Origin of the sequence: Sulfurospirillum halorespirans DSM 13726 (assembly GCF_001723605.1) — a bacterium.
In the GTDB taxonomy this organism is placed as follows: Bacteria; Campylobacterota; Campylobacteria; order Campylobacterales; family Sulfurospirillaceae; genus Sulfurospirillum; species Sulfurospirillum halorespirans.
In genome coordinates this window covers 2,729,124-2,747,551 of the sequence record NZ_CP017111.1, presented here as the reverse complement: position 1 = coordinate 2,747,551, position 18,428 = coordinate 2,729,124, and the positions used below count along the sequence as shown (strand labels likewise).

Genomic DNA, 18,428 nt, shown 5'->3' with positions numbered 1-18,428 from the left:
AAGGAACTTTTATGTTTACAAAAATTTTGATCGCCAATCGTGGCGAAATCGCGTGTCGCATCATCAAAACCCTCACAAAAATGGGCATCCGCTCTGTGGCACTTTATACAACCGCCGATAGAGACTCTTTACATGTAAGCCTTGCCGATGAGGCGTATTGGATAGGGGAGGGTGTGGCAAGTGAGAGCTATTTGGACACCCAAAAGATTTTGGAAATCGCGTTTACATGTAAAGCCGAAGCGATTCATCCGGGGTATGGATTTTTAAGTGAAAATGCCGCGTTCGCGAGGGCGTGTGAGACCAAAGGCATTGTGTTTATAGGTCCTAGGGCTGAGCATATCGAGGCTTTTGGTCTCAAACACACGGCGCGCGCTTTGGCGCAAAAGAATCACGTGCCTCTACTTCCCGGCTCTGGACTGCTCGCAAGTTTGGAAGAGGCGTTGGAAAAAGCGCAAAGCATCGGGTATCCCGTCATGCTTAAAAGCACGGCGGGTGGTGGCGGAATTGGAATGCAACTCTGCTATGATGCGCATTCGCTTGAAGGAGCTTACGCTTCGGTGAAACGTTTGAGCGAAAACAACTTCTCTAACAGCGGACTCTTTTTGGAAAAATACGTTGAACATGCACGCCACATTGAAGTACAGATTTTTGGTGATGGCAAAGGGTATGTTGCGACACTTGGGGAACGTGACTGCTCCATTCAGCGCCGTAACCAAAAAGTGATCGAAGAGACGCCTGCGGCGTGCCTTAGTCAAAGCACACGTAAAGCACTGTTTGAGGCTTCCAAAAAACTCGCTTCATGTGTGAACTATCTCTCCGCAGGAACGGTGGAGTTCGTTTACGATACCACGAGCGATGCGTTTTATTTCCTAGAGGTGAACACCCGTTTGCAAGTGGAACATGGTGTTACTGAAGAGGTCAGTGGTGTGGATTTGGTGGAGTGGATGATTCGCCAAGCCTATGGAAGCCATGAAGCACTTTACGACTACAAACATCAACCCAAAGGGCATGCAATACAAGTACGCGTCTATGCCGAAGACCCACTTAAGAACTTTCAACCCAGCTCTGGCGTGTTGCATCATGTACGTTTTGCACCCAACATTCGTGTGGATAGCTTTATCGAAACAGGGCTTCATGTCTCGTCATTTTACGATCCGATGATTGCTAAATTGATCGTTAAAGCGGAGACGAGAGAAGATGCGCTTTCTAAAATGGATGAGGCGATTGAGAAGACACGCATTGATGGGATCGAGACCAATTTGCGCTATTTGGGTGCGATTGTCAAAAGTGACTTTTTTAGAAATGCAACGCATACGACCAAATCACTCTCCCGTTTTTCCTTTGTGCCTCAAAGCATTGATGTCCTGCGCCCTGGAACGCAGACGAGCATTCAAGATTACCCCGGACGTGTGGGGTATTGGGATGTGGGTGTGCCACCCAGTGGCCCGTTTGATAGCCTGAGTTTCCGCTATGCCAATGCGTTGGTGGGAAATCTTAGTTCTGCTTCTGGGCTTGAGATGGCCATTACAGGGCCAACACTGAAATTTAACCAAGAGAGTGTGATTGCGCTGTGTGGCGCGAGCATCGAAGCGTTCGTCGATGGTAAAGCGGTTTCGATGAATGAAGCCGTTACGATTCCAGCAGGCAGTATCTTAAAACTCAAAAAAGTGCATCACGAGGGTTTTCGTACTTACTTAGCGGTACGTGGAGGGCTTGATGTACCAGAGTATTTGGGCAGTCGCTCGACCTTTACGCTGGGAAAATTTGGAGGCCATGCGGGCAGAATGCTCATCAGCGGAGATGTTTTACATGTAAGCCAGATGTGCAGTACAACCGTGCCTTCCAAAGCCTTTTCCCCCAAAGTATTTTCAAGCCATGAGTGGCACATTGGCGTACTCTATGGCCCTCATGGTGCGCCTGAATTTTTTACGCCAGAAGACATCGACACATTTATGGAAGCTTCGTGGGAAGTGCACTACAACTCCAACCGAACGGGCGTGCGACTCATTGGCCCCAAACCTGAGTGGGCGCGCACGGATGGCGGTGAAGCAGGTCTTCACCCCTCCAATATTCACGACAACGCGTACGCCATCGGTGCGATTGACTTTACGGGCGATATGCCCGTCATCCTAGGCCCTGATGGTCCAAGTCTTGGAGGGTTTGTCTGCCCTGTCACGATTGTGAGCAGTGAGCTGTGGAAAGTAGGGCAGCTTAAAGCGGGTGATCGGGTTCGTTTTGTGCCGCTGAGTCATGAACGTGCTATGCAGATGCTTGAAGCCCAAGAGAAGGCTATCGCTTCGTTAGAGCCTTTTGATGAGCGTGCTTATCTTGAAACAGACGAGGTTTTGGGTGAAGCAATTTTATACCATGATGAGGGCAAAGACGATCTTCCAAGCATCACCTTTCGTCAATCAGGCGATAGCTATCTTCTTATCGAATACGGCATTATGCAGCTTGACATCGCGCTTCGTTTTCGGGTGCATGTGCTGATGGAAGCGATTAAAAAAGCGACTATTGCAGGGATGATTGATGTAACACCGGGGATTCGCTCGTTGCAGTTGCACTTTGATCCGCGCGTTTGCAAACGTGAGGTGTTGATGGAGCAGATCAAAACCATTGAGCTGACATTGCCTTTGATTGATGACATTGAGGTACCCGCACGCATTGTGCATTTACCGCTTTCTTGGGATGATGAACAGACCCGTGTGGCAATCGAAAAGTACATGAAAATCGTCCGACCCGACGCGCCATGGTGTCCGAGCAACATCGAGTTTATCCGTCGTATCAATGGGCTTGAGTCCATCGATGCGGTTAAAAAAATCGTCTTTGATGCGAGCTATTTGGTCATGGGTCTGGGTGACGTTTACTTAGGAGCACCCGTAGCAACGCCACTCGATCCAAGGCATCGACTGGTCACGACCAAATACAACCCAGCACGAACATGGACACCTGAAAATGCCGTTGGTATCGGTGGGGCGTATATGTGTGTGTACGGCATGGAAGGCCCCGGAGGTTATCAGTTTGTGGGGCGAACGGTACAGATGTGGAATAAATACCGCCAAAGCGAAGATTTTTGTGAGGGAAAACCGTGGTTGTTGCGCTTTTTTGACCAGATTCGCTTTTACGAAGTGAGCCATGAAGAACTCACGCAGATGCGTGAAGATTTCCCCAAAGGCAAACTCAAACTCAAGGTTGAAGAGACGACGTTTAGCCTCAAAGCCTACAAGGAATTTTTAGGCGAAAACAAAGAAAGTATCGATCGTTTCACCACCACGCAACGAAGCGCTTTTGAAGAGGAGCGTTTGATGTGGGAGCGCACGGGGTTGGCAAATTTTAACTCAACCTCTAACAGTGACGAGAGCGAAGAGGATGAACGTGTAGATATTGAAGGTGCCGAAGCCGTCGATGCACCTGTGCAAGGCAATCTCTGGAAAGTCTTGGCAAAAGTAGGCGACAGCGTCAAAGAGGGCGATGTGCTTGCGATTGCGGAGTCGATGAAGATGGAAGTGAGCATTGAAGCGCCAGAGAGCGGTGTCATTTCAAAGGTTTTGTGCCATGAAGGCGAGAACATTCATGCGGGCAAACTGCTTTTTGCCATTACCGTAAAGGAGTAACAATGACCATTCAAACCTTGCGCCAAGCGTACCAAAGTGGAGCACTCACACCGCGCGCTCTTGTGGCAGAACTCAAAGCTAAAATGGCTTTACATGTAAACAATCCGATTTGGATTTATACCCTGAATGATGCGGAGCTAGAGCCTCATTTGAAGCGACTTGAGGGTGCTAAAATCGAAGAGTTACCGCTTTATGGCATTCCCTTTGCGATTAAAGACAACATTGATTTAGCAGGCATTCCCACCACCGCAGCATGTCCTGATTTTGCTTACGTGCCAGAGCGCTCAGCGTATGTGGTGGAGCGTTTGATCGAAGCGGGAGCCATTCCCATGGGCAAGACCAATCTCGATCAGTTTGCCACAGGGCTTGTGGGAACGCGTTCCCCTTATGGCATCTGTCAAAACAGCATTAATCCTGAGTACATCTCAGGAGGTTCGAGTGCAGGCAGTGCGGTGAGTGTTGCTTTGGAGCTTGTCACCTTTTCCCTCGGAACGGATACAGCAGGTTCCGGCAGAGTTCCTGCGGCGTTTAACAATCTCATTGGCGTGAAGCCGACCAAAGGGGTTTTTAGCACTTCTGGTGTTGTTCCCGCGTGCCGTAGTTTGGATTGTGTCTCGCTCTTCACCAAGACATGCGCGGATGCTCAAACACTTTTTGCCATTATGGCATCATTTGATAGCGAAGATGTCTATGCAAGGATGATTCCCACACAGACCAAAACGCTAGAAAAACCTCTTAGAATTGGGATTCCACGAAAAAGTGATCTTCAATTTTTTGGCGATGCTGAGGCTCAAACGCTTTTTGAAGCGGCCGTAGCGCGTTTTATTAAAGTGGGAGCAGTGGTCGAAGAGATAGATTTCACACCTTTTTTAAAGGCTGCCAATTTGCTTTACAGCGGCCCATGGGTGGCGGAGCGTTACGTGGCAACGAAGGCACTTTTACAAAAATCACCCGAGAGTTTTTTAGAGGTGACACGCACCATCATCGCCCAAGGGGAGCATAAAAGTGCCAGTGACTATTTTGAAGCGGAGTATGCCTTAAAAGCGTACAGGCGCGAAGCAGAGCAGTGCTTAAAATGGGTGGATTTTATGCTGACACCCACAACAGGAACGATCTATACCATCGATGAGGTCGAAAATAATCCGATTGAACTCAATACCAATCTAGGCTACTACACCAATTTTATGAACCTGCTTGATCTTTCCGCCCTTGCACTGCCAGCAGGTGAGCGAGGCAATGGACTTCCCTTTGGCATAACGATCTTTGCCGATGCGTTTGAAGACACTAAGCTCCTTTCAATGGGAGAAATTTACATGAAGGAGTTACCATGTCAAAAATGATTGAAATTGGCGTTTGCGGTGCGCACATGGAGGGGTTACCCCTGAATCATCAGCTTCTAAACTTAGAGGCGACGTTTGTAAAAGCGTGTAAAACCGCTGTAGGGTATCGTCTGTTTAATGTTCCAGAAAAAAATCCTCCGCGCCCAGGGATACTCAAAGATGCTTCGAGTCCTTATGCTTTGGAGCTTGAAGTGTGGCAGATGCCTCTGGAGAATTTTGGAGCGTTTATGGTACAGATTGCTTCGCCTTTGTGCATTGGTACGGTTGTGTTAGAGGATGGCAGCAGTGTGTATGGCTTTTTGTGTGAAGGCGATGCGCTAAAAGGTGCGGAGGAGATCAGTGAGCTTGGTGGATGGCGAAAGTATCTTACATGTAAGGCTCAATAATCAGAGTTCTCTTTTGCTTTTAAAAGCAAAAGAGAACGAATGTTAGCTAACGATCTCTTTGAGTTTTTCTCTTAAAAGAAACGCGGTAAACGGTTTGACGATGTAGTTAGTGACACCCTCTTTAATCGCCATAATCACCTCTTGTTTTCCACCCTCGGTTGTCACCATAATAATGGGTGTTGTTTTATACGCTTCCATAGCGCGAAGGGCTCTTACCAAATGCAGGCCGTCCATTCGTGGCATATTCCAGTCTGTCATAATCACGTCAAACTTTTGTTCTTTGATTTTTTCAAGTGCATCTAACCCGTCTTCGGCTGCCGTGGTTGTGTAGCCTATACTGTTGATGGTATTGCACAGAATTCTGCGCATTGTTGAGCTATCGTCAACAACTAAAAAATGCATGTCTCGTCCTTTTAAAAATGCGTATCTAATGCTTAAGCAAAAAGCGTTCTAGTTTTGATATTATATTGAAAATTTTGGGGAATGCAGGTGAACTACATCGGCTCGAAAGTAAAACTTCTCTCTTTTATCGATGCACACATATCGTCTCTTTTGAAAGAAAACGTTCCGCCTAAAATTTTTTGCGATCTTTTTGCTGGGAGTGGTTCGGTCGGGAGCTATTTTGCTCAAAAAGGCTGTAGCATCCTCAGCAATGACCTTGAATTTTACAGCTATGTCCTCAACCATGCGATGCTAAAACCGCCCGAATTATCCACCATTGCTCCCATCATTGACTCCTTAAATGCACTGCCTTTACGCAAAGGGCTGATGTATGAGCACTACTGTTTGGAAAGTGGCAGCGAGCGGAACTATTTTAGCGATGAAAATGCACAAAAAATCGATGCGGTGCGCCAAGGCATTGAAGCGTATAAGCGTGATGAGCCGCTTTATATTTACCTCTTAGCCTCGCTGCTACACAGCGCTGACAAGGTTGCCAATACCGCTTCCATTTACAGTGCGTATCTCAAACATCTCAAACCTTTGGCGTGCGAAAAACTGCATCTGCACGCGTTTCTCTCGCTGTTAACGTCTACGCACCATCAGGTTTTTTGTGAAGATGCCAATGTGCTTATCTCCACGCTCAAAGGCGATATTCTCTACCTCGATCCTCCGTACAATCGTCGTCAATACGGAGCGAATTACCACATCTTAAATACGATTGCGCGGTACGATGCGTTTACGCCAAAGGGCAAAACGGGGGTGAGGGCGTATGAAAGTTCGGCGTATTGCAAAAGTGGCACAGCGCTTTTGGCACTGGAAGATATTATCCAAAAGGCCAATTTTCCATGGATCGTTCTTAGCTATAACGATGAGGGGATTATTGATCTTTCTTCGCTATCCACCATGTTGGAACGCTATGGCACGTGCGCATCGTTTCAGATGCCCCATCAACGCTTTAAAGGGTATCGCAATCAGGAAAATAAAAAAGCGTTAAGCGAATATCTTTATATTCTTGAAAAGTTTTAGAAACTTCATTTATCAAATCAAGCTACAATACGTTTTATTTTTCAAGGAGAAGAGATGTTCAAACGTTTCTTAATGGTTTCAGCAGGTCTTATACTGCTGAGTTCAAGTGTGTTTGCAAGCAGTAGTGTCACGAGTGATACGGTTCAAACAAAGAAAAAACATACGGATCAAGCGTTTAAAGCCAAAGCCAATACAACGGCACAAAAAAACGTCAAAAATGCAACGGCTACGTCTACAAAAATAGCTTCTAAGACAGCAGCAGCTACCCAAAGAGTAGCGGCAAAACCTTCGAAAGCAGTGGCAGAAACGGCAAAGAAAAAAGGTAAGAAAAGCGCTAAAAGTACGACCATCGCCTAGCGATATTAAAAGCTCTAAAAGCCCCTATATTATAAGGGTTTTTAGAGACTTTTTTAAGTAAACTCACTGTACAATCTCCCCAATGCACGACGTCTAAGGCTTAGACAAACATAATCGTAATACTCTTTTTTTGACTGCTTTTATGTTTTCTCTCCTCTTCGTGCCACTTTACATGTAAGGATTTTTTATGCAAAGAAGAGCGTTTATGAAAGGGTGTTTAGCCCTTGGTGCAAGTTCTGTTATTCTTCCTCAGGTTTCGATTTTAGAAGCCAGTGAGCCAAAGTCAAAAACACGTATTTTTTTCGTCACAAATAGTTATAATCTCAAACACGAAAACAAAAATGGCTTGACTAAACTTTGGGTTCCACTTCCACAAGAGACAAGTTATCAAAAAGTGAGCGATTTTAAATTTAGCTCAAATGCCACCAATGCGTATGTGACCGACAAAAACAGCTACAAAGCCAGAACGCTTTACGCTGAGTGGAAAAATGGTGGCGAAAAACTCTTAGAGGTGACCTATACGATTACGACGAATGAGCGCAATTCAGACCTCTCAAAAGCAACCGCTTCAACCAAATACCCCAAAGATGTTGCACACTATCTCAAACCAACTGCGCATATTCCAACCAGCGGAAAAGTGAAAGAGTTGGCGCTTAAAATCACAGAAAACAGCAAAACGCCACTCGAAAAAGCCAAAGCGATTTACGCGTGGGTCACTGAAAATATGTACCGCGACAATGCCGTTGTGGGTTGTGGTTTAGGCGATGCGGGTAAAGCGATTGAGCAAAACATCATGGGTGGAAAATGCACCGACATTAGCTCTGTTTTTGTAGCATTGAGCCGTAGTGTTGGCGTGCCTGCACGCGAAGTATTTGGTATTCGCTTAGGTAGTTCTCGTTACTCAAAAGCGTGCGGAAGCAGTGATGAAAAAGGTTTGGCAAAAATCACAGGAGGCGAGCATTGTAGAGTAGAGTTTTACCTTGATGGCGCAGGCTGGGTTCCATGCGATCCTGCCGATGTGGCTAAAGTCATTTTGACAGAAAAAATGACGCTGAATGATCCTCTTGTGAAAGAGGTGCGTGAGTATTTCTTCGGCAACTGGGAGATGAACTGGATGGGCTACAACACAGCGCGTGATTTTGTGTTAGCACCAACCCCAGCGCAAAAACCACTCAATATGTTTGGTTACCCGTACGCCGAAGTCGAAGATGAAGTGCTAGACTATTACGCTCCTGCCGCGTTTGCGTATAGCTTTATCTCTCAAGAGAAACTCTAACGCATGAAAAAAGAGATTCTGGGCGTTTTAACAGCACTGCTCTCAGCCTTTGCCGCAACGGCATGCTGTCTGCCTCCACTGCTGTTTTTACTCTTTGGAATCTCTTTTGGATTTTTAAGTTTTTTAGAAACACTGACCCCGTTTCGCATACCGCTCTCCCTGTTATCGCTCTTTGTTTTGTGGCTTTCATGGCGCTCTTACGCGCATCATACGTTTACATGTAATCCTCAAAAGAAAAAGCGTTATGTGTGGTTTTATTCGATTGTTTTAGGGTTGATTATAGCGATATTGCTCTATCCCGAGTGGGCAAATCTTTTTATAGACTTCTTTTATAGCCCTTGAAAAGATAAAGAGTTTGTTTAGAGTGCGTTAATTTTTGAAACTCAAAATTGAGTCATAGCCAAAGCTATGGCGATGTCTTTAGTTTCAAAAAGTGATGTGCTATGAGCGATACTCTTTTTTCAATGGGTTATAAAAAAGTCTAAAAGGAACAGATGAATGAAAACATGGTTGATACTCCTTTTACCTTTGATTTTGTTCGCCAAAGAAGAAGTGGTTATAAAAGTGGCTGAAATGCATTGTCCTTTATGCACAACCGCGGTCAAAAAAGCACTGAAAAGCGTTGAAGGTGTTGAGTCATCTAAAGTGACATTAGAGACAAAATTAGCGGTTGTCATTGCTAAAGATGGTGTTGAAGATAAGACGTTTTTAGAAGCGGTGAAAACGACGGGGTATGAGGGTGTGGTTGTGTCTCGTAAGCATCTGAAAGAGTAGGCTAATTTTTTCTTTACATGTAAAAGATTTATTGCTTTACTTCTCTTAAAGTAGCCTCGTTCCCTTTACTTTATTCTGTTAAGATTTAAAATGATACAAACCAGTTTCTTTGATTAATGGTGACAATTCTTCAACACTATAATCATCATAATACCAAATTAGATATGTATAGTCCCAACTTTCTTCAATTACACAATTTAAAGATGGAATTAATAATCTATCAAATTTACCACCAGGTTTGTTCATTGCTTTTTCATATGTTAATATAATTAAATCTACAGATTTTAATAATTTTATAGAAAAGTTATTTTGTATTTTATAAACCTCATATTTATTAAATATTAATCTAAGCAATTGATTAAATTTATCCCATTCATCAATGGTGACTTCATCAAGTTTGTATGCGTTTTCAATTCCTAACCAAGAAGACCATAGAGTAATTGCTTCTTTTTTGCAATTAGGATTTGGTTCAAAATATTCATTATAAAATTTTCCAATATCTATGTTCAACTATATACCCTTCGTATAAGAAAATTTGCAAATTTGGGGACGAGGCTATTTTTATTTTCATCTTTAGATAAAAAAATTGAGTCAAAGTAGCCTGCCTCCATTATTGCCTTTCTGCCAATGCAAGTTTTAAACCTAATCCAATTAAAATAAGCCCACTTGTTCTATGAATATAGTGTAAAATCATCGGTCTTGTTTTTATCCAAAAAGACAATAATCCAGATATAAATCCAATGGGTGCTTTAATGAGAAATGTTAATGTAGCAAAGGTAAAACCTAATATAAATAATTGCATTGTTTCATTTCCATTGTTTTGTATTACAAATTGTGGTAAATAAGAAAAATAAAATATTGCAACTTTTGGGTTCATTATATTTGACAATGCCCCTTGTATGAACATCTTCTTGTAAGACACTTTTGGTAAATCTTTCATAGCGATCGTATGGTCTTTACTTCTTAAAAGTTGATATCCAATATAGATTAAATAGCCTGCACCAATAAATTTTACAATACTAAATAAGAATTCAGATGCTAATAAAAGAGCACCTAAGCCTAATGTAGCGAGCAATGTATGTCCTAATAATCCAACACTTACTCCAAGGGCAGTTGTTATTCCAGCTTTTTGTCCTTGCGCAATTGATCGAGACATGACTAAAATCATATCTTGTCCTGGTGTCAATATCACAACGGCGGATGTTAGTAAAAAAACTAATGTGACTACTTCCATCTTCAAACTCCTTTTTCTTCTATTTCTATCTTTACATGTAAAGCTTTTCAAGAGAGCTTAGCAAAAAATTATTTAAAAGTGCCTAGTCTTTTAGCGTTAAAAATGAACAAAAATGTTTTACATGTAAAGGTTTTAGAAGAGAGAAAAAATCGTTTAAACTAACCTCTCATACTTTTCTTATGTCCTTGTGCACGTTTGCATGCTAAAATTGCATTATCCAAAAATACTCAAGTGAATGAAGTGGATGCAGCGTTAAATCTTCTTTACATGTAAAGGCAAATCATGGGTGAATACTCTTTTCTTTTAGGCATAGCGACGGTGTTTATATTGGGGACGATGAGTCCGGGACCTAGTTTTATTTTAACCGCCAAAACGGCTGTTTCAAAGTCTCGCAAAGAGGGTTTTGGGGTCGCTATTGGTTTAGGATTGGGCGCTGTTGTCTTTTCTCTTTTAGCCATTTTTGGGCTCTATGCTATTTTGAAAACGGTGCCTTTTTTATATGGCTTTTTAAAAATAGTAGGAGGCATGTATCTTGTCTATTTAGCCTATAAAATGTGGAAATATGCCGATACACCTTTAGATACCAAGCTTTGCTTGGAGCAAAAACCAAAGAATTTTACCAAGGCGATTTTACTCGGTTTAGCAACACAGATGAGCAATCCAAAAACTGCCATCATCATCGGAAGTATTTTTGCAGCACTTCTTCCCCAAGAGATACCGCCTTTTGGAACGCTTTTAGTCTGCCTCATCGCGTTTATCATTGATGCTTCATGGTACTCGTGTGTTGTAGGGCTTTTATCAATGCAAAAAACACAAAAAGTTTATTTGCGTTCTAAGAAGTACATCGACAGAATTGCAGGAAGTGTACTGGGCGCTTTAGGTCTTAAGTTAGCGTTGGATAGGGCATAGGTTACGGTACAATACTCCGTAAATTTACCATACAAGGCTTGATATGAAGAAGATATTACTGGGATTATTGGTTATTCTTGTCGCTGCTGCTGGAGTGCTGTTTTTTTTGAAAGGTAAAGATACGTATGAGAGCAATATTTCCTCTGCGTCGCTTACGGATGGGCTTAATGTTGGTTCAATGATCACCTATACGCTTCCGGATCAATTTGGAAAATTGCATACGCTGGATGATTCGATCCATACGCTCATTTTGGTTTTTGCAAAAGATACAGGTCATGTCGTTAAAGCGTATCTTGGAGCGCAAAGTACGGATTATCTGAGTGTTCATCATGTGGCATTTGTAGCGGACATTAGTCCGATGCCAGTGGTGATACGCAATACCTTTGCACTTCCCGATCTTAAAACACAGCCCTATAGCGTCAATCTCATTTTGGATGGAACAATCGCAGCGTCTTTGAAAAATGGGGCAAAAGTGGATGGTATTACGGTGGTGACACTGGCTAACAAACGTGTGGAAAAAGTGGAGTATGCGGAAGGTGTTGAGGCACTTAAAGCGATAATAGAGCGAGAAAAATAAAAGGGATGAGATGGCGTGATGTGTTCATCACGCCATTATATTAAAAACCAGAGTCTAGCCTCTTGCGAAGCCAAACTTTAGCAGTTGATTAGTCTTTTTTGTAAGCGTTACGTGGAGCGGTTTTTGGAGCGCGACCTGCATCACTACGTGGTGCGGCTGGTCTATCGGCTCTTGGAGCGCGTGGTGGTCTGCTATCGCTGCTATCACGTGTTCCTTTGTATCCGCCGCCTTCGCGTGGAGCGGAAGATGTGCTTCCCTCTTTTGCAAATGGATTACGACTCTCGCCTCTGCTATCACTTCTTGGAACGCCATCGCCTCTTGGAGGACGTGCAGCATCTCTGCTTCCGCCATCACGTGGGTTTGAACCTTTGTATCCGCCACCATCACGTGAACCTGTTGATGATGTGCCTCTGTAACCGCCGCCTTCGCGTGAACCGCCAGAGTTTCCTCTATAGCCGCCACCATCACGTGATCCACCTGAATTGCCTCTGTAGCCACCGCCAGAGTTTCCTCTGTAACCGCCACTTCTGCCGCCACGACCACCATCACGCTCTTCGATGTTTTTAACCACAGACTCTAAGGTCTTTTTATCTAAACCGATTTTATCGGGGCCGATAGGTGTATTTTCTTTGAGAAGGTTTGAGAGCAGTTTAAGCGCGATTTGCGACATATCCATCTCTTCTTCCAAAATAGCAAGAAGTTTGACAGCATTTTCATTAAGCTCTGCATTTTTAATATCTTCGGCAATTTTGATCAGTTTGTTCTCTTTGACGTCTCGTAAACTTGGAACAATTCTGTGCTCGATTTTAGAGCCTACTTTTTTACCAATTCTCTGCATTGAGTGAAACTCGATAGGCGTTACCAATGTAATCGCTGTACCTTTTTTACCCGCACGTCCGGTTCTACCGATACGGTGAACATAACTCTCTGGATCAAATGGCATATGGTAGTTAAATACGTGGCTGATGTCAGCAACGTTAAGACCACGTGCTGCAACATCGGTTGCAACCAAGATTTCGATTTGTGAACCACGGAACGCTTTAATAACGCTCTCACGTTGATTTTGCTCCATATCGCCATGCAACCCTTTGGCTGCATGACCGACTGCCATCAGTTGCGTTGAAAGTCTGTCAACCTCTTTTTTGGTACGGCAGAATACGATGGATTTCTCAGGCTCAAGAGCATCTAAAAGACGAATCATCGCATCATCTCTCTCGTACTCGTTGATGACGTAGTAAAGTTGTTCGATGTCTTCGTTTGTTGTGTGATCTTTTGGTGTAACACTGACAAATTTTGGGTCATTTAAAATTTTGCTCGCAAGACGTTTGATAGGATCTGGCATTGTTGCTGAGAAAAGCAGGGTTTGACGCTCTTTTGGAAGGTAGGTAAAGATCTCTTCGATGTCTTCTAAGAAGCCCATATCAAGCATCTCATCTGCTTCATCCAAAACAACCATTTTAGGTGAAAAGCCTGGGAGTCTACCGTTTTTAAGAAGGTCTAACATACGACCCGGTGTTGCTACGATAACGCTTGCACCTTTTTCGATCAAGCCAATTTGACGTGAATATGAGCTACCACCGTAAATCGTTACGGTTTTAACGCCACGAAAACGCCCTAATGAGTAAAGCTCATCACTCACTTGCGTTGCAAGCTCACGTGTTGGCGTAATGACTAAAAGTTGTACTTTGTTAAGGTGTGGGTCGAGCATACTCATCGTAGAAAGACCAAATGCAGCCGTTTTACCGGTACCTGTTTGTGCTTGTGCAACGATGTCGTTACCGGCTAGGACTAACGGGATTGATTCTGCTTGGACGGGGCTTGGTTCTGTAAAGCCAGCATCTACGACGGCTTTAAGGATGTCTGCGTGTAAGCCAAATGACTCAAATGTGACTGGTGTGGGTGTGTTGTTTTCCATGTATTTTCCATGTGTTTGATTTTTCAAAACAATACTAACGTGCGGCAAGGGCACAAGACTCATGTACATAAAAATTTTAATGGGGAATAAACCCGTCAATATCGTATGCAAAAACCTACATACTCACTGAGGATTTCTCAAATCTGGTAGGTTTTAGGTGAAGTTCTTTTTTAATGAAGCTCTGAAATTGTGGTCATTATAGTGGAATTAGTTTAAAACAATATTAAGGTTTGAAAGTGGTTTGGTGTTTACATGTAAAGCATTCACCTAAAAATCTACCTAAAAACGGGCTATTTCACCCTTTTTTATAAAAATCCAAGATAGGTTAAAGTACACTTGAAATTAAAATTAACCTGTACAATTAAAGGCTAGAGCGTTATGGTGCACATGCAAACATTAAAAGAGATCTTGATTAAAAATTTGAAGCTAGAAGATATGACCCCTGAGGATATAGACAACACTATGCCGCTTTTTGGCGAGAATGGTTTAGGGCTTGATTCGGTCGATTCGATCGAGCTTGTATTGACAGTCGATAAAGAGTTTGGCGTGAAGATAACAGATTCTAAAGAGTACGAAAAAATATTTGCTACGGTTCAAAGTTTATTAGACTTTATCAATGCCCAAAAATAGTGTTTTTATCAACGCTTTTGAGTCGGTGTGTTGTGCGGGCGACACGAGCGAAGTGCTATTTGAAGCAATTTGTGCGCATCAAAGCGGTATCAAAACGTTCAGTGAATTTACTCCTAACAAGCAGATCGCTCTAGGAAAAATCGCACAATCTTTTTGCATTGATGAGATTTTAGAGCTTACATGTAAAAAGGTTTTAGCCAAAAGCTCTCTTGAAAATTTCGACAATACGCTCCTTGTAGTCGGCTCTTCCGTGGGAGGAATGCAAACAACGGAGAGCATTTTTTTAAGAGACCATCACTACACCAATATCGACCCCAAACTGCATGCGATTGACGCCATCGCGCATATACTTTCCAAGCACTTTACGTTCAAAGATGACATCTCCTTTTCAACCGCCTGTACGTCCAGTGCGAATGCTCTAGGCTATGCGTACGAAATGATCGCTAAAGGTATGTATGAAAACGTTTTGGTGGTAGGGTTTGATACCTTGTCACTGACAACCATACGAGGGTTTGACGCGCTTGGCGTGCTGAGTTCGCGTCCGTGCCAGCCATTTGATGTGAGCCGTGATGGTATGAATGTCGCGGAGGGCATCGCTGTTTTAATGCTCCAAAACACGTCTCACAAAGAGAGCATTGAACTTTTAGGGGTTGGGTACAGCTCCGACGCGCATCACATGGCGCATCCAAGTCCTGATGGTGCAGGTGCGCTTTGCGCGATGCAAAAGGCACTGAAATGTGCCAATGTTCAGCCCTCCGAAGTAGGCTACATCAACGCACACGGTACGGGAACAACCGCCAATGATGCGAGTGAAGCGAGTGCGATTGAGGCGCTTTTTGGAGACGCTGTGCCTGTAAGTTCGACCAAATCGATTACGGGACATACGTTAGGAGCCGCAGGAGCGCTTGAAGCGATCATTTGTGTTATGGCGCTTCAAAAACAGATCCGTCCTCCTAACACGAATCTCGTTGAACCTGAAAATAAAACACTGAATTTCGTGAATAAGGCTAAAGCACACCCCTTTCGTTACGCCCTGAGCAATTCACTCGCGTTTGGTGGAAACAACACCGCACTTCTTTTCGGACTCCCTCAATGAAGGTTAATTTAGAAATTTTAAGCAGTGCTTACCTATTGGGCGAGAAAAGTTTGGAGTTGCCTCGTATCAAAGAACTCGTGCCTCACATGATGACTCGCCGAAGACTGACCAAAGCGGCTAAAATTTGCGTAGAGTTGTTGAGCCGTGTCGAGCATTTTGAGGGTGGTCGCATCCTCTGTGGGAGCGCTTTTGGTGAGCTTGAAACGACAGCGAATATCTTAAAGGCTATTCACGATGAACAGCCTTTAAGCCCGACTGATTTTCAAAATTCGGTTTACAATACCGCCGTTTCGTACCTCTCTATTTTGTACCACAATCACAATGAGATTTTAACACTCTCGTGTGGCGACAAAACGGCACGAAGTGTTCTTAAAGCAGGAGCGCTGAAAGCGTTGGATGGCGATATTTTGCTTCTTTTGTGTTTTGAAACGCTCGATATTGCAGGCATCGAACAGGTCAATCACTGCATTAACTACCTTGAAAGTGGCGTGGCTTTGGTGGTGAAAGTTACCGAAGAAAAAGCGACGTTAAGTCTTCAAAAAAGCGAGCTTGCGGGTGTTCCAAACTCCATCAGCGAGATGTTACATGTAGCACAGAATGCACCTGCATTCGAGCGCGCAATTATCGAAGTGAACCTATGAATTTACCGCATCTTCCACCCATGCGTTTTGCCAAAGAGATTCTTACATGTAACGATAAACGCGCTTCCGTGCTGTGTGAATTTCCAAGTGTGCCAACCCTCCCGATGCTCACAGAAGCGGCGGCTCAAGCCAGCTCAGCCTTTGCAAAATCCGATACGCCTCGAAACGGTTTTTTAGTGTTAATCAAAGATGTTACTTTACATGTAAAGGTGCAAAGCCTGACGTGTGTTGTCGTGATTGAAGCGCGTTTGTCGCTTGGGAATTCGAGCGAGTTCTATTTTGAAGTGTTTGAAAAAGAGGGTGGCGTGATGTATGCGAGTGGGACATTGATGATCGTGCTTGAAGAGGCTGGTGCATGAAAATTTTTCTACTGATGTTGGTTTTCCTCTTCGGACTGCATGCGGAAGCGTTTCGTGGAACATTTATCACCGAGCCTGTTTTTAACGCTTCGGTGTATCTTACAACAGTAGGAAACCCTGACAATCCTGCTGTCGTTTTGGTGCATGGACTGGGCGATGAAGCATCTACGATTTGGGAAAGCACGATTGAACGGTTGAAAAATGAGTACTTTGTAGTCACCTTTGATCTACCGGGTTTTGGGCAATCAACCAAATCCAATGAGCTCTATTCGCCGCTGAACTATGCCAAGTTTATTCACTTTGTGGCGCAAACGTATGTCAAAAAGCCGTTTCATCTTGTCGGTCATTCGATGGGTGGGGCGATTGCGCTGAAATACACGAGCATGTATCCCACCGATGTGGCAAGTTTAGTGCTTGTGGACGCGGCAGGCATACTGCACCGCTCCGAGTACAATAATTTTTTAGTTCAAAGTGGGGTCAATACCTTTTTTGACGAACAAAATGGGCTGATTCAGGGTTTGCAAACGCAGAAGATAACCTCTTTTATCGATAAAATGGCAGAGAAAATTGATCGAAAAATGGCTTTAGATATGGGGCGTGTGCTCTCCAGCGAAGATTTACGCGCTGCGATTTTGGGTGGAAGCCCTCACAGCATTGCGGCGGTTGCGTTGGTTGAGGAGAATTTTAACGGGATTCCTCAAACGGTTGGGGCAAGGACGACGATCATTTGGGGAGAAAATGATAGCGTCGCACCTGTGGAGACGGGCTATGTGTTGCACAAATTGATGCCAAACGCCTCTTTAAACATTCTTCCCCATACAGCGCATGTGCCGATGCTGAGCAATGAAGAGGCATTTTTGAGCCTTTTGCGCGCGCATCTTAAAAACCAAGAAAAGAGTCTACGCCCCACACCACCGAAAGTGGCGCAGAGCTACAGCGTTAAAATTAAAGACATAAGTGAGCGCGTTTACACGGGTCGAATTGAGAGTATGAGTGTGGTGAACTCTCAAAAAATTACCATCAAAGATGCGGTGATTGACGAGCTCATTGTTCTCAACTCGGATGTGGAGATCATCAACAGCACGTTAAAATCAGGTAAACCTGTAGCACTTATGGCGCAAAATGCCAAAGTTTCGATTGTTGCTAGCGATGTTTTTGGCAAAATCAAACTGCAAAATACAAAGTTACATCTTTTGGGCGTCACCATGGATGTGTTAGGAAAACCCATCGAAGCGCTTTCAACGTCAATGGTTTATTTCTCTTTGTGTCAAATTAATGATAAATTAATTCATGGAAAAGAGATTTTAGGGTTACGTTGAGTAAATAGCGCCTTGTTTAGGTTATTAGATACTACATACTCAGTAAAATTTAATCGTAATATCACTAGAATAAATTAAATTTTTTTAAAGGATGGTAATGAAAAAACTCGTTATGATTTCGATCGCTTTTGTCTTGAGTCTCGCATTTTTTGGTTGTGGAACCCCACCTATTTACAATGTCAATAACAATGCAGTGGTTGTCCCTACGGATAAAACGGCAACAATGACGGATGTCGAAAAAGCCATTATGCGCGCGGGCGGCGGACTTGGCTGGATTATGAAGAAAGAGAAAGATGGCTTAATCAAAGGAACACTTGTTTTGCGAACGCATACCGCAGTGGTTGCTATTACGTACGATACGCAGACGTACAGCATCAACTACGAAAGCAGTGTCAATCTTAATTACGATCCAGCAAATAACACCATTCACAGTAACTACAACGGATGGATTCAAAATCTCAATAAAGCAATCCTCGTTCAACTTAGCTTGATCTAAAACACAAAAGGGTTGGCAACGACGCTCAACCCTTTTTC

General features: G+C 43.6%; 20 protein-coding genes. 16 read left to right on the top strand and 4 right to left on the bottom strand.

Features of this window, described 5'->3' with window-relative positions:
- Positions 1-11: 11 nt before the first annotated feature.
- From uca to SHALO_RS15445, 3 genes are read left to right on the top strand one after another with little or no spacing between them, the layout of a single operon-like run.
- On the top strand, positions 12-3,614 hold the full coding sequence (gene uca / locus SHALO_RS13745) for an urea carboxylase (RefSeq protein WP_069479027.1): 3,603 nt from the start codon (positions 12-14) through the stop codon (positions 3,612-3,614).
- A gap of 2 nt (positions 3,615-3,616) precedes the next feature.
- Positions 3,617-4,954 carry an allophanate hydrolase gene (gene atzF, locus SHALO_RS13740; protein ID WP_069479026.1) on the top strand — a complete coding sequence of 446 codons (1,338 nt, stop codon included), beginning with the start codon at positions 3,617-3,619 and terminating at the stop codon, positions 4,952-4,954.
- Positions 4,942-5,340 (top strand): allophanate hydrolase-related protein, encoded by a 399-nt coding sequence (locus SHALO_RS15445; protein WP_069479025.1) that lies wholly within the window; start codon positions 4,942-4,944, stop codon positions 5,338-5,340. Before atzF ends, SHALO_RS15445 begins: the two co-directional genes overlap by 13 nt.
- A 42-nt stretch (positions 5,341-5,382) precedes the next feature.
- Here the strand turns inward: SHALO_RS15445 and SHALO_RS13730 are convergent, their stop codons facing one another.
- The gene (locus SHALO_RS13730) at positions 5,383-5,742 is read right to left on the bottom strand and encodes a response regulator (RefSeq protein ID WP_069479024.1); all 360 of its coding nucleotides are present in this window, start codon (positions 5,740-5,742) and stop codon (positions 5,383-5,385) included.
- Positions 5,743-5,829: 87 nt separating this feature from the next.
- On the opposite strand from SHALO_RS13730, the gene SHALO_RS13725 reads away from it, so the two are divergent.
- From SHALO_RS13725 to SHALO_RS13705, 5 genes are all read left to right on the top strand, one after another.
- Positions 5,830-6,807 carry a DNA adenine methylase gene (locus SHALO_RS13725; protein WP_069479023.1) on the top strand — a complete coding sequence of 326 codons (978 nt, stop codon included), beginning with the start codon at positions 5,830-5,832 and terminating at the stop codon, positions 6,805-6,807.
- 54 nt (positions 6,808-6,861) lie between these two features.
- Positions 6,862-7,164: a hypothetical protein gene (locus SHALO_RS13720; protein WP_069479022.1), complete on the top strand. Its 303-nt coding sequence runs from the start codon at positions 6,862-6,864 to the stop codon at positions 7,162-7,164.
- A gap of 187 nt (positions 7,165-7,351) precedes the next feature.
- The gene (locus SHALO_RS13715; RefSeq protein WP_069479021.1) at positions 7,352-8,440 is read left to right on the top strand and encodes a transglutaminase-like domain-containing protein; all 1,089 of its coding nucleotides are present in this window, start codon (positions 7,352-7,354) and stop codon (positions 8,438-8,440) included.
- 3 nt (positions 8,441-8,443) lie between these two features.
- Positions 8,444-8,782 carry a mercuric transporter MerT family protein gene (locus tag SHALO_RS13710; RefSeq protein ID WP_069479020.1) on the top strand — a complete coding sequence of 113 codons (339 nt, stop codon included), beginning with the start codon at positions 8,444-8,446 and terminating at the stop codon, positions 8,780-8,782.
- A 156-nt stretch (positions 8,783-8,938) separates the two neighbouring features.
- Complete coding sequence (locus tag SHALO_RS13705) at positions 8,939-9,214, top strand: heavy-metal-associated domain-containing protein (RefSeq protein WP_069479019.1); 276 nt, start codon at positions 8,939-8,941, stop codon at positions 9,212-9,214.
- Positions 9,215-9,292: 78 nt separating this feature from the next.
- On the opposite strand, the gene SHALO_RS13700 is transcribed toward SHALO_RS13705, so the two are convergent.
- Entirely contained in the window at positions 9,293-9,724 is a 432-nt protein-coding gene (locus SHALO_RS13700) for a hypothetical protein (protein ID WP_084010965.1), read from the bottom strand.
- A gap of 100 nt (positions 9,725-9,824) precedes the next feature.
- A complete protein-coding gene (locus tag SHALO_RS13695) occupies positions 9,825-10,448 on the bottom strand; it encodes a LysE family translocator (RefSeq protein ID WP_069479018.1) in 624 nt (207 codons plus the stop codon).
- Positions 10,449-10,730: 282 nt separating this feature from the next.
- Between SHALO_RS13695 and SHALO_RS13690 the strand changes: the two genes are divergently transcribed.
- Both SHALO_RS13690 and SHALO_RS13685 read left to right on the top strand, forming a co-directional pair.
- Entirely contained in the window at positions 10,731-11,357 is a 627-nt protein-coding gene (locus SHALO_RS13690; protein ID WP_069479017.1) for a LysE family translocator, read from the top strand.
- Between the two features lie 43 nt (positions 11,358-11,400).
- On the top strand, positions 11,401-11,934 hold the full coding sequence (locus SHALO_RS13685) for a hypothetical protein (RefSeq protein ID WP_069479016.1): 534 nt from the start codon (positions 11,401-11,403) through the stop codon (positions 11,932-11,934).
- Positions 11,935-12,022: 88 nt separating this feature from the next.
- Here SHALO_RS13685 and SHALO_RS13680 read toward each other — a convergent pair whose 3' ends face one another.
- Positions 12,023-13,849: a DEAD/DEAH box helicase gene (locus SHALO_RS13680; protein ID WP_069479015.1), complete on the bottom strand. Its 1,827-nt coding sequence runs from the start codon at positions 13,847-13,849 to the stop codon at positions 12,023-12,025.
- A gap of 387 nt (positions 13,850-14,236) precedes the next feature.
- On the opposite strand from SHALO_RS13680, the gene SHALO_RS13675 reads away from it, so the two are divergent.
- The 6 genes from SHALO_RS13675 (at position 14,237) to SHALO_RS13650 (ending at position 18,390) form a co-directional block, all read left to right on the top strand.
- On the top strand, positions 14,237-14,479 hold the full coding sequence (locus SHALO_RS13675) for a phosphopantetheine-binding protein (RefSeq protein ID WP_420801892.1): 243 nt from the start codon (positions 14,237-14,239) through the stop codon (positions 14,477-14,479).
- Positions 14,466-15,575 carry a beta-ketoacyl-[acyl-carrier-protein] synthase family protein gene (locus SHALO_RS13670; protein ID WP_069479013.1) on the top strand — a complete coding sequence of 370 codons (1,110 nt, stop codon included), beginning with the start codon at positions 14,466-14,468 and terminating at the stop codon, positions 15,573-15,575. The genes SHALO_RS13675 and SHALO_RS13670 overlap by 14 nt, the downstream gene beginning before the upstream one ends.
- Positions 15,572-16,216, top strand: a complete 645-nt coding sequence (locus SHALO_RS13665) for a beta-ketoacyl synthase chain length factor (protein WP_069479012.1) — start codon at positions 15,572-15,574, stop codon at positions 16,214-16,216. Before SHALO_RS13670 ends, SHALO_RS13665 begins: the two co-directional genes overlap by 4 nt.
- Positions 16,213-16,575 carry a hypothetical protein gene (locus tag SHALO_RS13660; RefSeq protein ID WP_069479011.1) on the top strand — a complete coding sequence of 121 codons (363 nt, stop codon included), beginning with the start codon at positions 16,213-16,215 and terminating at the stop codon, positions 16,573-16,575. The genes SHALO_RS13665 and SHALO_RS13660 overlap by 4 nt, the downstream gene beginning before the upstream one ends.
- A complete protein-coding gene (locus tag SHALO_RS13655; RefSeq protein ID WP_069479010.1) occupies positions 16,572-17,894 on the top strand; it encodes an alpha/beta fold hydrolase in 1,323 nt (440 codons plus the stop codon). Before SHALO_RS13660 ends, SHALO_RS13655 begins: the two co-directional genes overlap by 4 nt.
- A gap of 97 nt (positions 17,895-17,991) precedes the next feature.
- Entirely contained in the window at positions 17,992-18,390 is a 399-nt protein-coding gene (locus SHALO_RS13650) for a hypothetical protein (protein ID WP_084010963.1), read from the top strand.
- Positions 18,391-18,428 lie beyond the last annotated feature (38 nt).

Bases quoted from the DNA above. Each gene is read 5' to 3' on its own strand.
- uca (WP_069479027.1), top strand. From the start codon at position 12: ATGTTTACAAAAATTTTGATCGCCAATCGTGGCGAAATCGCGTGTCGC.
- atzF (WP_069479026.1), top strand. From the start codon at position 3,617: ATGACCATTCAAACCTTGCGCCAAGCGTACCAAAGTGGAGCACTCACA.
- SHALO_RS15445 (WP_069479025.1), top strand. From the start codon at position 4,942: ATGTCAAAAATGATTGAAATTGGCGTTTGCGGTGCGCACATGGAGGGG.
- SHALO_RS13730 (WP_069479024.1), bottom strand. From the start codon at position 5,742: ATGCATTTTTTAGTTGTTGACGATAGCTCAACAATGCGCAGAATTCTG.
- SHALO_RS13720 (WP_069479022.1), top strand. From the start codon at position 6,862: ATGTTCAAACGTTTCTTAATGGTTTCAGCAGGTCTTATACTGCTGAGT.
- SHALO_RS13715 (WP_069479021.1), top strand. From the start codon at position 7,352: ATGCAAAGAAGAGCGTTTATGAAAGGGTGTTTAGCCCTTGGTGCAAGT.
- SHALO_RS13710 (WP_069479020.1), top strand. From the start codon at position 8,444: ATGAAAAAAGAGATTCTGGGCGTTTTAACAGCACTGCTCTCAGCCTTT.
- SHALO_RS13705 (WP_069479019.1), top strand. From the start codon at position 8,939: ATGAAAACATGGTTGATACTCCTTTTACCTTTGATTTTGTTCGCCAAA.
- SHALO_RS13695 (WP_069479018.1), bottom strand. From the start codon at position 10,448: ATGGAAGTAGTCACATTAGTTTTTTTACTAACATCCGCCGTTGTGATA.
- SHALO_RS13690 (WP_069479017.1), top strand. From the start codon at position 10,731: ATGGGTGAATACTCTTTTCTTTTAGGCATAGCGACGGTGTTTATATTG.
- SHALO_RS13685 (WP_069479016.1), top strand. From the start codon at position 11,401: ATGAAGAAGATATTACTGGGATTATTGGTTATTCTTGTCGCTGCTGCT.
- SHALO_RS13680 (WP_069479015.1), bottom strand. From the start codon at position 13,849: ATGGAAAACAACACACCCACACCAGTCACATTTGAGTCATTTGGCTTA.
- SHALO_RS13675 (WP_420801892.1), top strand. From the start codon at position 14,237: ATGCAAACATTAAAAGAGATCTTGATTAAAAATTTGAAGCTAGAAGAT.
- SHALO_RS13670 (WP_069479013.1), top strand. From the start codon at position 14,466: ATGCCCAAAAATAGTGTTTTTATCAACGCTTTTGAGTCGGTGTGTTGT.
- SHALO_RS13665 (WP_069479012.1), top strand. From the start codon at position 15,572: ATGAAGGTTAATTTAGAAATTTTAAGCAGTGCTTACCTATTGGGCGAG.
- SHALO_RS13660 (WP_069479011.1), top strand. From the start codon at position 16,213: ATGAATTTACCGCATCTTCCACCCATGCGTTTTGCCAAAGAGATTCTT.
- SHALO_RS13655 (WP_069479010.1), top strand. From the start codon at position 16,572: ATGAAAATTTTTCTACTGATGTTGGTTTTCCTCTTCGGACTGCATGCG.
- SHALO_RS13650 (WP_084010963.1), top strand. From the start codon at position 17,992: ATGAAAAAACTCGTTATGATTTCGATCGCTTTTGTCTTGAGTCTCGCA.